Genomic DNA, 12,137 nt, shown 5'->3' on the forward strand with positions numbered 1-12,137 from the left:
TCATGACTAGTGCTGCCAAAACCGAAACCGGCGACTCCAAGAACGGCGACGTGCGGCCGCCGGACATGGTGACGCTCACCATCGACGGCAACGAGATCAGCGTCCCGAAGGGCACTTTGGTGATCCGGGCCGCCGAGCTGATCGGCATCCAGATCCCGCGGTTCTGCGACCACCCGCTGCTCGAGCCGGTCGGCGCGTGCCGGCAGTGCCTGGTCGAGGTCGAGGGTCAACGCAAGCCGATGGCGTCGTGCACGACCGTGGCCACCGACGAGATGGTGGTGCACACCCAGCTCACCTCCGAGGCCGCCGACAGGGCCCAGCACGGTGTGATGGAACTGCTGCTGATCAACCACCCGCTGGACTGCCCGATGTGCGACAAAGGCGGCGAATGCCCGCTGCAGAACCAGGCAATGTCCAACGGCCGCACCGACTCTCGCTTCACCGACGTCAAGCGCACCTTCGCCAAGCCGATCAACATCTCCGCGCAGGTGCTGTTGGACCGCGAGCGCTGCATCCTGTGCGCCCGCTGCACCCGCTTCTCCGAGCAGATCGCCGGGGACCCGTTCATCGACATGCAGGAGCGCGGCGCGCTGCAGCAGGTCGGCATCTACGCCAACGAGCCGTTCGACTCGTACTTCTCGGGCAACACGGTGCAGATCTGTCCGGTGGGCGCGCTGACCGGCACGGCGTACCGGTTCCGCGCGCGCCCGTTCGACCTGGTGTCCAGCCCCAGCGTGTGCGAGCACTGCGCCTCGGGCTGCGCCCAGCGCACCGACCACCGCCGCGGCAAGGTGCTGCGCCGGCTGGCCGGTGACGACCCCGAGGTCAACGAGGAGTGGAACTGCGACAAGGGCCGGTGGGCGTTCGCGTACGCGACGCAGCCGGACGTGATCACCACTCCCCTGATCCGCGACGCCGACGGCTCGCTGGCCCCCGCGTCGTGGTCGCACGCGATCGCGACCGCCGTCCGGGGACTCGAGGCGGCCCGCGGGCGCACCGGCGTGCTGGTCGGTGGCCGCGCGACCTGGGAGGACGCCTGGGCCTACTCCAAGTTCGCGCGAATCATCTTGGACACCAACGACATCGACTTCCGCGCGCGACCGCACTCGGCCGAGGAGGCCGACTTCCTGACGTCGCGCATCGCGGGCCGGCCGCTGGCCGTCAGCTACTCCGATCTGGAGTCGGCGCCCGTCGTCGTGCTGGCCGGGTTCGAGCCGGAGGACGAGTCGCCCATCGTTTTCCTGCGGCTGCGCAAGGCGGCCCGCAAGCGCGGCCTGCCGGTGTACGCGATCGCGCCGTTCGCGACGCGCGCCCTGCAGAAGATGTCCGGCCACCTGATCCAGGCCGCGCCCGGCGCCGAGCCTTCCGCGCTGGAGGGCCTGACCACCGGCGAGATCGGTGAGCTCCTGGCCAAACCCGGCGCCGTCATCATGGTCGGCGAACGACTGGCAACCGTGCCGGGCGCGCTGTCCGCGGCGGCCCGGCTCGCCGACGCGACCGGGGCCCGGCTGGCGTGGGTGCCGCGGCGCGCGGGCGAGCGCGGCGCCCTGGAGGCCGGCGCCCTGCCCGGGGCGCTGCCCGGCGGGCGTCCACTGACCGACGACGCCGCGCGCGCGCAGGTCGCCAGGGCCTGGAGCGTCGACCAGTTGCCCGCCGCGGTGGGACGCGACACGCAGGGCATCCTCGACGGCGCCACGGACGGTTCACTGAGCGCGCTGCTGGTCGGCGGCATCGAGGCCGGCGACTTCGCCGACCCCGACGCGGTGCTGGCGGCGCTGGACGCCGCCGGCTTCGTCGTCAGCCTCGAACTGCGGCACAGCGCCGTCACCGAACGAGCCGACGTGGTCTTCCCGGTCGCGCCGACGACGCAGAAGGCCGGCGCGTTCGTCAACTGGGAGGGCCGATTCCGGCCGTTCGCGCCCGCGCTGCACGGCAGCACCCAGCGGGCGGGCCAGTCGGACCATCAGGTGCTCGACGCACTGGCCGACGAGATGGGCGTCTACCTGGGAACATCCACCGCGGAGATCGCCCGCGAGGAATACGCCGCACTGGGCGAGTGGGACGGCCAACGCGCCGCGGGCCCGGACGTTGCGGCCTCGCAGCCCGCCGAGCCCGGCGCCGGGGAGGCTGTGCTGACCGGCTGGCGGATGCTGTTGGACAACGGGCGCCTGCAGGACGGCGAGCCCCATCTGGCGGGAACGGCGCGCACACCCCTGGTGCGGCTCTCGGCCGACACTGCGGCCGAAATCGGCGCCGCCGACGGCGACGAGGTCACGGTCAGCACGCCGCGCGGATCGATCACCCTGCCGCTCGCCGTCACCGAAATGCCCGACCGGGTGGTGTGGCTCCCGCTGAACTCCCCGGGGTCGGCGGTGCACCGACAACTTGGTGTCGGCGCGGGCGGCGTGGTGCGGATTGGAGTCGGCGGATGACTGCTTTGAGCGCCTTCGGGCACGACACGTGGTGGCTGGTGCTGGGCAAGGCGCTGGCCATCTTCGTGTTCCTCATGCTCAACGTGCTGCTCGCGATCCTGCTCGAACGCAAGATCCTCGGCTGGATGCAGCTGCGGCCCGGCCCCAACCGCGCGGGGCCGTGGGGCAGCCTGCAGAGCCTGGCCGACGGGATCAAGCTGGCCCTCAAGGAGTCCATCACGCCCGCCGGCGTGGACAAGTTCGTCTACTTTGCGGCGCCGGTGTTCTCGACCATCCCCGCGTTCACCGCGTTCGCGTTCATCCCGTTCGGCCCGGTGGTGTCGGTGTTCGGCCACCGCACCCCGCTGCAGCTGACCGACCTGCCGGTCGCGGTGCTGTTCATCCTGGGGCTCTCGGCGATCGGCGTGTACGGCATCGTGCTCGGCGGCTGGTCGTCGGGATCCACCTATCCGCTGCTGGGCGGGGTGCGCTCCACCGCGCAGGTCATCTCCTACGAGGTCGCGATGGGCCTGTCCTTCGCGGCGGTGTTCCTCTATGCCGGCTCCATGTCGACGTCGGAAATCGTTGCCGCGCAAGACCGCGTCTGGTACGTGTTCCTCCTGCTGCCGTCGTTCGTCATCTACCTGATCTCGATGGTCGGCGAGACCAACCGCGCCCCGTTCGACCTGCCCGAAGCCGAGGGCGAGCTGGTCGCGGGTTTCCACACCGAGTACTCGTCGCTGAAGTTCGCGATGTTCATGCTCGCCGAGTACGTCAACATGATGACCGTCTCGTCGCTGGCCACGGTCCTGTTCTTCGGCGGCTGGCACGCGCCGTGGCCGCTGAACATGTGGGCCGGGGCCAACACCGGGTGGTGGCCGGTGCTCTGGTTCACCGCCAAGATGTGGACCTTCCTGTTCATCTACATGTGGCTGCGGGCCTCGCTGCCCCGGTTGCGCTACGACCAGTTCATGGCGCTGGGCTGGAAGCTGTTGATCCCGGCGTCGCTGGTGTGGGTGCTGATCGCGGCGGTGATCCGCACCGCGCGCGACCAGGGCTACCAGCACTGGACCCCGATCCTGGTGGCCAGCAGCATCGCCTTCGCCGTGGCACTGGTGCTGCTGTTGCGAAAACCGTTCAGCCCCCCGAACATTCGCGCGATGGAGAAGGAGCGTCGCAAGGCCGGCGGCCCGGCCTTGCCCGCGCCGGCCTACCCGACCCCGGCGCTGCCGATGAAAGCCCTCGCGACACCGGTCAGTGCGAGCAAGGAGAGTGCGCATGGCTAAGTTGTTCGACGCCGTAGCCGGTTTCGGCGTGACGTTCGCCGCGATGTTCAAAAAGCGGGTCACCGAGGGGTATCCGGAGAAGCCCGGTCCCGTGGCGCCGCGCTATCACGGCCGGCACCAACTCAACCGTTACCCCGACGGCCTGGAGAAGTGCATCGGCTGCGAGCTGTGCGCCTGGGCCTGCCCGGCCGACGCCATCTACGTCGAGGGCGCCGACAACACCGAAGAGGCACGGTTTTCACCGGGCGAGCGCTACGGCCGGGTCTATCAGATCAACTACCTGCGGTGCATCGGCTGCGGCCTGTGCATCGAGGCCTGCCCCACCCGGGCGCTGACGATGACCAACAACTACGAGATGGCCGACGACAACCGCGCCGACCTGATCTACGAGAAGGATCGGCTGCTCGCGCCGCTGCTGCAGGACATGCTTGCTCCCCCGCACCCCAGGGCGGAGGGGGCCACCGACAAGGACTACTACCAGGGCAACGTGACGGCCCAGGGCCTGCGCCGGCCCCAGGGCGCCGGGGACCCCCGATGACCACCGTCAGCCTGGCCGCCGACACCATCGTGCGCACGTCCACCGGTGAGGCCGTGGCCTTCTGGGTGCTGGGGGCGCTGGCCCTGGTCGGCGCGCTCGGTGTGGTGCTCGCCGCCAACGCGGTGTACTCGGCGATGTTCCTGGCGATGACGATGATCGTCCTCGCGGTCTTCTACATGGTGCAGGACGCGGTGTTTCTCGGCGTCGTCCAGGTCGTCGTCTACACCGGCGCGGTCATGATGCTGTTCCTGTTCGTGCTGATGCTGATCGGCGTCGACTCGGCGGAGTCGTTGAAGGAGACGCTGCACGGACAGCGGGTGGCCGCGGTGACGGCCGGGGTGGGGTTCGGCGTCCTGCTGATCGCGACCATCGGCAGCGCGGCCACCGGCGGTTTCGCCGGGCTCACCACCGCCAACGCCGGCGGCAACGTGGAAGGCCTCGCGGCGCTGATCTTCTCCCGGTACCTCTGGGCATTCGAGCTCACCAGCGCGTTGCTGATCACCGCGGCCGTCGGGGCGATGGTGCTGGCGCACCGCGAGCGCTTCGAACGGCGCAAGACCCAGCGGGAGCTCTCCGAAGAGCGGTTCCGCGCCGGCGCGCACCCCACCCCCATGCCCAATCCCGGCGTGTACGCCCGCCACAACGCCGTGGACGTGGCGGCCATGCTGCCCGACGGCTCCTACTCGCGGCTGTCTGTCTCCCGGATCCTGCGCAGCCGCGGCGCCGACGGCGCCGAGCTCCCGGCGACATCTCCCGAGCCCGACCCCCGGGCGGTCAAAGGCGGTACGTCATGAACCCGGCGAATTACCTGTACCTGTCGGCGCTGCTGTTCACCATCGGCGCCTCCGGGGTGTTGTTGCGCCGCAACGCCATCGTGATGTTCATGTGCGTCGAGTTGATGCTCAACGCGGTGAACCTCGCTTTCGTCACGTTCGCGCGGATGCACGGCCACCTGGACGGGCAGATGATCGCGTTCTTCACGATGGTGGTGGCCGCCTGCGAGGTCGTGATCGGCCTGGCGATCATCATGACGATCTTCCGCACCCGCAAGTCCGCCTCCGTCGACGACGCCAACCTACTCAAAGGCTGAGAACGCCAAGATGACTCAGTACACCTGGCTGCTGGTGGCGCTGCCACTGGCAGGTGCCGTGATCCTGCTCTTCTCGGGCAGGCGGGCCGACGCATGGGGCCACTGGCTGGGCTGCGCCGCAGCCCTCGGGGCGTTCGGGGTCGGCGTCACGCTGCTCACCGACATGCTCGGCCGCGCCGGAGTCGACCGGGCCATCCACCAGAAGCTGTTCACCTGGATCCCCGTCGGCCAACTGCAGGTCGACGTGGGGATTCAGCTCGACCAGTTGTCCATGTGTTTCGTCCTGCTGATCTCCGGGGTCGGGTCGCTGATCCACATCTACTCGGTCGCCTACATGGCCGACGACCCCGACCGCAGGCGGTTCTTCGGCTACCTGAACCTGTTCCTCGCCTCGATGCTGCTGCTGGTGGTCGCCGACAACTACCTGGTGCTCTACGTCGGCTGGGAGGGCGTCGGCCTGGCGTCCTACCTGCTGATCGGATTCTGGTATCACAAACCGTCGGCGGCGACGGCGGCCAAGAAGGCGTTCGTGATGAACCGCGTCGGCGACGCCGGGCTCGCCCTGGGCATGTTGGTCATGTTCGCCACCTTCGGCACCCTGTCGTACTCCGGCGTGTTCAACGCCGCCTTCGCCGCCGACCGCGGCACGCTCAACGCGGTGGGACTGCTGCTGCTGCTGGGGGCCTGCGCCAAATCCGCGCAGGTCCCCCTGCAGGCCTGGCTGGGTGACGCGATGGAGGGCCCCACCCCGGTCTCGGCGCTGATCCACGCCGCGACGATGGTGACCGCCGGTGTCTACCTGATTGTGCGCTCCAACCCGCTCTACAACCTCGCGCCCGGCGCGCAGCTGGCGGTGGTGATCGTCGGGGCCGTCACGCTGCTGCTCGGGGCGTTCATCGGCTGCGCCAAGGACGACATCAAGCGCGCTCTGGCGGCATCGACCATGAGCCAGATCGGCTACATGGTGCTCGCCGCCGGGCTCGGTCCGGCCGGTTACGCGTTCGCGATCATGCACCTGCTCACGCACGGGTTCTTCAAGGCCGGACTGTTCCTGGGCTCCGGCGCGGTGATCCACGGCATGCACGAGGAACAGGACATGCGCCGCTACGGCGGCCTGCGCAAGGCCCTGCCGATCACGTTCGCCACGTTCGGCCTCGGCTACCTCGCGATCATCGGCGTGCCGCCCTTCGCGGGCTACTTCTCCAAGGACGCGATCATCGAGGCGGCGCTGGCCTCCGGCGGCGTGCGCGGCTACGTGCTGGGCGGCGCGGCGCTCGTGGGCGCGGGCATCACCGCCTTCTACATGACGCGGGTGATGCTGATGACGTTCTTCGGCAAGCGCCGCTGGGCCCCGGGCACCCACCCGCACGAGGCGCCCGGCCTGATGACGGTGCCGATGATCCTGCTCGCCTTCGGTTCGGTGTTCGCCGGCTTCCTGCTGGCGTACAAGGGCACGCTGCAGCACTGGCTCGAGCCGGTCGTCGGCGAACACGAGGAGCTCACGCACGCCGTCCCGGTGTGGGCCAGCACGTCGGCGGCGCTCGGCGTGGTGATCATCGGCATCGCCGTGGCCTACCTGATGTACGGCCGGGCGGAGATCCCCCGGGTGGCCCCGCTGTCGGTCTCGCCGCTGACGACGGCCGCACGCCGAGACGCTTACGGCGATGCCTTCAACGAGGAGGTGTTCATGCGCCCTGGCGCGCAACTGACCCACGCGCTGGTGGAAGTCGACGACGAGGGCGTGGACGGCTCGGTCAACGCCCTTGCCGCCCTGGTCAGTTCGACGTCGAATCGCCTGCGCGGACTGCAGACCGGGTTCGCCCGTAACTACGCGCTGTCGATGCTGACGGGAGCGGCGCTGGTCGTCGCCCTGATCCTGGCGGTGAAGCTGTGGTGAACGGGGCCGTCTCCAGCGCGCCCTGGCTGAGCATCCTGTGGCTGGTGCCGCTGGCCGGTGCCGTGCTGGTCATCCTGCTGCCGCCCGCGCTGCGCCGGGCCGCCAAGTGGACCGGGCTGGTCTTCGGCGTGCTGACGCTGGCGGTGGCGGCCGTCGTCGCCGTCGGGTTCAAGCCCGGCGGCGACCACTACCAATTCGTCGAGAGCCACCAGTGGATACCGGCTTTCGGCGCCGGCTACACCCTGGGCGTCGACGGCATCGCGGTGATCCTGGTGCTGCTGACCGCGATCTTGATCCCGGTGCTGCAGGTCGGCGGCTGGAACGACGGCGGAGCCGATGGTGACGACGCGCAACGCCCGGCCTCGCGATCGTCACGAAACGTGCACGCCTACGTCGCCCTGACGCTGGCGATCGAGTCGATGGTGCTGATCTCGGTGGTCGCGCTGGATGTGCTGCTGTTCTACGTGTTCTTCGAGGCGATGCTCATCCCGATGTACTTCCTCATCGGCGGCTTCGGCGGCGGGGCCGGCAGGTCGCGCGCGGCGGTGAAGTTCCTGCTGTACAACCTGTTCGGCGGGCTGATCATGCTGGCCGCGGTGATCGGGCTGTACGTGGTGACCGCGCAGCACGGTTCGGGCACGTTCGACTTCCGCGACATCGTGGCCGGGGTGGCCTCCGGCCGCTACGGCGCGGACTCGGCGGTGTTCAAGGCGCTGTTCTTGGGCTTCATGTTCGCCTTCGCGATCAAGGCGCCGCTGTGGCCGTTCCACCGCTGGCTGCCCGACGCGTGCGTGGAGGCCACGCCCGCGACAGCGGTGTTGATCACCGCGGTGATGGACAAGGTCGGCACCTTCGGCATGCTCCGCTACTGCCTGCAGCTCTTCCCCAGCGCCTCAACCTATTTCCGTCCGGCGATCGTGGCGCTGGCGATCGTCGGCGTGATCTACGGCGCGATCGTGGCGATCGGGCAGAAAGACATGATGCGCCTGATCGCCTACACGTCGATCTCGCACTTCGGGTTCATCATCGCGGGCATCTTCGTGATGACCAGCCAGGGTCAGAGCGGTTCGACGCTGTACATGCTCAACCACGGCATCTCCACGGCGGCGGTGTTCCTGATCGCGGGCTTCCTGGTCTCGCGCCGGGGTAGCCGGTTGATCGCCGACTACGGCGGGGTGCAGAAGGTGGCGCCGATCCTGGCGGGCACCTTCCTGGTCTCGGCCATGGCGACCCTGTCGCTGCCGGGGCTGGCGCCGTTCGTCAGCGAATTCCTGGTCCTGCTGGGCACATTCAACCGCTACTGGCTGGCGGGGGCGTTCGGCTGTACGGCCCTGGTGCTGGCGGCCATCTACATGCTCTGGCTCTACCAGCGCGTGATGACCGGGCCGGTCGCCAGAGGCAACGAGAAGATCAGCGACTTGCGGCCGCGTGAATTGCTCGTCGTCGCACCGCTGCTCGCGCTGCTGTTCGGGCTCGGCGTCTACCCGAAGCCGATGCTGGACCTGATCAACCCCGCCGTGGCGAACACCATGACCACCATCGGCCAGCACGACCCCACGCCGAGGGTGCCGGCCGGTAACCCCGCGCCCCGGACAGCCGAAGGACCGCGATGATGATCCTGCCCACCCCCAGCATCGAGTACTTCCTGCTGTGTCCGACGCTCATCGTGTTCGGCGTCGCGGTCGCCGGTGTGCTCGTCGAGGCGTTCCTGCCCAGGCGATCCCGCTACGTCGCGCAGGTGGCGCTGACGCTGGGCGGCCTGGTCGCGGCGTTCGCCGCGGTCGTCGTGGTGAGCCGTTCGGTCGCGCCCGCCGGCCGTGCCGCCGTGCTGGGAGCCATGGCGATCGACCGGCCGACGCTGTATCTGCAGGGCACGGTGCTGCTGGTCGCGGTGCTGGCGGTCGTCTTCATGGCCGAGCGGACCCAGGCGACGGCGCAGCCCAAGGTGGCCGCGGCGGTGGGCGCCGGCAGCCTGGACGCCTTCACCCCGCAGGCGTCCGCGGTGCCGGGCAGCGACGCCGAGCGTGACGCGGAGCGGGCCGGGGCCGCCCAGACCGAGCTGTTCCCGCTGGCGATGCTGTCCGTCGGCGGCATGATGGTGTTCCCCGCCTCCAACGACCTGCTGACGATGTTCGTTGCGCTGGAAGTCCTCTCGCTGCCCCTCTACCTGATGTGCGGGCTGGCCCGCCATCGCCGCCTGCTGTCCCAGGAAGCGGCGATGAAGTACTTCCTGCTGGGCGCGTTCTCGTCGGCCTTCTTCCTCTACGGCGTGGCGCTGCTCTACGGCGCGACGGGAACGCTGCTGCTGCCCGGCATCCGGGATGCCCTGGCGGCCCACGCCGACAGCTCGACGGCGTTGGTCGGGGTCGCGCTGCTGTCGGTCGGCCTGCTGTTCAAAGTCGGTGCGGTTCCGTTCCATTCGTGGATTCCCGACGTCTACCAGGGCGCGCCCACCCCGATCACGGGCTTCATGGCCGCGGCGACGAAGGTCGCGGCCTTCGGCGCGCTGATCCGGGTGGTCTACGTCGCGCTGCCCCCGCTGCACGACCAGTGGCGCCCGGTGCTGTGGACGATCTCGATCCTCACCATGGCGGTGGGCACCATCACCGCGGTGAACCAGACCGACGTCAAGCGGATGCTGGCCTACTCGTCGGTCGCCCACGTCGGGTTCATCCTGACCGGCGTGATCGCCGACAACTCGGCGGGCCTGTCCGCGACCCTGTTCTATCTGGTCGCCTACAGCTTCAGCACCGTGGGCGCCTTCGCCATCATCGGCCTGATCCGCGACTCCGACGGTGTCGAGGACGCCACGCTGTCGCACTGGGCGGGGCTGGGGCAGCGCTCACCCATTGTGGGCGTGATGTTTTCGATGTTCCTGCTGGCTTTCGCCGGGATCCCGTTGACAAGCGGCTTCGTCAGCAAGCTGTCCGTCTTCAAGGCCGCCGCGCAGGGCGGTGCGGTGCCGCTGGTGATCGTCGGTGTGTGTGCCAGCGCGGTGGCCGCCTACTTCTACGTGCGGGTGATCGTGTCGATGTTCTTCACCGAGACCACCGACGACACCCCCCAGGTGGTGGCGCCGGGCATCCTGAGCAAGGCCGCGATCGCGATCTGCGCCGTGGTCACCGTGGCGTTGGGCATCTTCCCGCAGCCGCTGCTCGACCTCGCCGACCACGCGGCACACCTGCTGAACTGAGCGACTCGGCGATCAATTCACGAAGGGGCGCACCGCCGAGACGTACGCCGCCAGCGCCCCCAGCGGCGCGGCCAGCGGCAGCCACGGCAACTGCGGCGCCAAGGCCGTGGCGACCAGCCCGGACACCGAAAAGCCAACGACGGCAACGGCTGTAGGCGCGCTCCCCAGGACGACGGCGGTCGCCGTCCCGACGGCGTGCCGGCATACCAGGTAGGCCGCGGCGCACAGCCCCGACAGCGCCACGAACGCCGGCGGCGGGCCGGACAGCCCGATCGCGGCGACCGACAGCAACACGGCGATCGTCGCGGCGGACCGGACCGCGATGCCGAGGCCCACCGCGGCGGCGGCCAGCGCTCCCGCCCCGACCGCGGGCCCCTGGGCGCCTACGGTGGCCAACCCGACCATGAGAAGCCCGAAGACCGGCGCCGCCCAGCGCCCGGCGTGGTTCATGCGCGCAGCCGGCCCCGCACCCGGCGACGACGGTCCGGCAGCACACCCATCGCCTGGTCCAGGGTGCTGTCCCCGCGCCAGCCCACGACGTCGACGCCGACGGTCGCCATGTCGCGGTACATCGCCGAGCGCTGCAGCGTCCACATCCGGTCGATCAGGGGGTCCTGCTGCTCGGCGAACGGGGAGACGTCGAGGACGTCGACGGCCAGCACCACGTGCCCGCGCCGCCGCAGGTCGATCAGCGCCAGCGCGAACTCGGTGTCGAGCAGCGTGGAGAACGCCACGACAATCGCGCCCGCGGGTACGGAGGCGCGCGGTGCCAGTGTGCCGGTGGTGTTTTCAAAACGGTCGCCGGCCGCCAGCACGGTGTCGAGCACCCGGTAGAACTGGCGCTGACCGATGTCGGCGCCCAGCCACCGCGGGCGGTTGCCGCCGAGGGCGACGATCCCGGCGCGGTCGCCGTGGCGCAGCGCGGTCTGCACCACTTGCGCGGCGCCGCGCACCACCCGTTCGGTGGCGTCGGTGGCCGGGCCGGCGGGCTGGCGGTAGGCGTCGATCAGCACCACCACGTCGGCCGCGCGGTCGGTCAGGCGCTGCGTGACGTGCAACCGGCGGCGGCGCGCGCTCACCGGCCAGTTCACGGCGCGCAGCTGGTCACCGGGCACGTAGGGGCGGATGTCGGCGTACTCGACGCCGGGGCCGACGTGCCGGGTCAGGTGTGCGCCGAGGCGGTCGAGCAGTTCGGTCTGCGGGATGGGGGTCGGCTGCGGGGGCGTCACCGGGAACACGATGACGTCGGCGGCGTCGACGGTGGCGGTTCCGGCCACCAGACCGCCGCGCGCCAGCACGTCGAGCCGCACCGGGATGAAGTAGCGGCCCCACCGCGGTGCGGTGGCCGTCAGCGTTTTCGCCAGGCCCTCCTGCGCATCGCCGACGTCGATTTCCATGCCGTCGACGGGCTCGATCGTGAGCCGGACCGCCGAGACGCCGGTGTGTGCGGGCTCTTCCGTCACCCATACCCGCACCCGCGCCTGCTCGTCTTCGAAACACCGCTGCGAGTCCGGCTCGGCGCGCACAAGCAGCGCCGGAACCGGTGGCTGCCAACCGATCGAGCACAGGACCCCCAGCAGCGGCGCGGCGAACGCGACCAGCTCCCAACGGTTGCCGATCACCGCGGCACCCAGCGCGACCGCGGCGCACGTGGCGATGGTCAGCGTCAATGGTGAGGCACGCCAACGGAATTGGGGTTCGCGGACGACGGTCACGCCGCGG

The 12,137-nt window shown here is 70.0% G+C and carries 10 protein-coding genes; 8 read left to right on the forward strand and 2 right to left on the reverse strand.

What is annotated here, in order from left to right:
• Positions 1-2: 2 nt before the first annotated feature.
• The 8 genes from G6N48_RS12845 to nuoN are packed head-to-tail and all read left to right on the forward strand — an operon-like array spanning position 3 to position 10,415.
• The gene (locus tag G6N48_RS12845; protein ID WP_085267811.1) at positions 3-2,432 is read left to right on the forward strand and encodes an NADH-quinone oxidoreductase subunit G; all 2,430 of its coding nucleotides are present in this window, start codon (positions 3-5) and stop codon (positions 2,430-2,432) included.
• Positions 2,433-2,437: 5 nt separating this feature from the next.
• The gene (gene nuoH, locus G6N48_RS12850; RefSeq protein WP_085268054.1) at positions 2,438-3,697 is read left to right on the forward strand and encodes an NADH-quinone oxidoreductase subunit NuoH; all 1,260 of its coding nucleotides are present in this window, start codon (positions 2,438-2,440) and stop codon (positions 3,695-3,697) included.
• Positions 3,690-4,235, forward strand: coding sequence for an NADH-quinone oxidoreductase subunit NuoI (nuoI, locus tag G6N48_RS12855; protein WP_085267810.1), 546 nt, complete (start codon positions 3,690-3,692; stop codon positions 4,233-4,235). The genes nuoH and nuoI overlap by 8 nt, the downstream gene beginning before the upstream one ends.
• Entirely contained in the window at positions 4,232-5,029 is a 798-nt protein-coding gene (locus tag G6N48_RS12860) for an NADH-quinone oxidoreductase subunit J (RefSeq protein WP_085267809.1), read from the forward strand. The genes nuoI and G6N48_RS12860 overlap by 4 nt, the downstream gene beginning before the upstream one ends.
• Positions 5,026-5,325 carry an NADH-quinone oxidoreductase subunit NuoK gene (nuoK, locus tag G6N48_RS12865; RefSeq protein WP_007772892.1) on the forward strand — a complete coding sequence of 100 codons (300 nt, stop codon included), beginning with the start codon at positions 5,026-5,028 and terminating at the stop codon, positions 5,323-5,325. Before G6N48_RS12860 ends, nuoK begins: the two co-directional genes overlap by 4 nt.
• Before the next feature lie 10 nt (positions 5,326-5,335).
• Entirely contained in the window at positions 5,336-7,222 is a 1,887-nt protein-coding gene (nuoL, locus tag G6N48_RS12870) for an NADH-quinone oxidoreductase subunit L (RefSeq protein WP_085267808.1), read from the forward strand.
• Positions 7,219-8,835 carry an NADH-quinone oxidoreductase subunit M gene (locus G6N48_RS12875; protein WP_169718425.1) on the forward strand — a complete coding sequence of 539 codons (1,617 nt, stop codon included), beginning with the start codon at positions 7,219-7,221 and terminating at the stop codon, positions 8,833-8,835. Before nuoL ends, G6N48_RS12875 begins: the two co-directional genes overlap by 4 nt.
• Positions 8,835-10,415, forward strand: a complete 1,581-nt coding sequence (gene nuoN, locus G6N48_RS12880) for an NADH-quinone oxidoreductase subunit NuoN (RefSeq protein WP_085268053.1) — start codon at positions 8,835-8,837, stop codon at positions 10,413-10,415. The genes G6N48_RS12875 and nuoN overlap by 1 nt, the downstream gene beginning before the upstream one ends.
• Before the next feature lie 12 nt (positions 10,416-10,427).
• Here nuoN and G6N48_RS12885 read toward each other — a convergent pair whose 3' ends face one another.
• Together G6N48_RS12885 and G6N48_RS12890 are read right to left on the reverse strand one after the other, a co-directional pair.
• Positions 10,428-10,865, reverse strand: a complete 438-nt coding sequence (locus tag G6N48_RS12885; protein ID WP_085267806.1) for a hypothetical protein — start codon at positions 10,863-10,865, stop codon at positions 10,428-10,430.
• Positions 10,862-12,130 (reverse strand): DUF58 domain-containing protein, encoded by a 1,269-nt coding sequence (locus G6N48_RS12890; RefSeq protein WP_085267805.1) that lies wholly within the window; start codon positions 12,128-12,130, stop codon positions 10,862-10,864. The genes G6N48_RS12885 and G6N48_RS12890 overlap by 4 nt, the downstream gene beginning before the upstream one ends.
• Positions 12,131-12,137 lie beyond the last annotated feature (7 nt).

Source organism: Mycobacterium parmense (assembly GCF_010730575.1).
GTDB classification, from domain to species: domain Bacteria; phylum Actinomycetota; class Actinomycetes; order Mycobacteriales; family Mycobacteriaceae; genus Mycobacterium; species Mycobacterium parmense.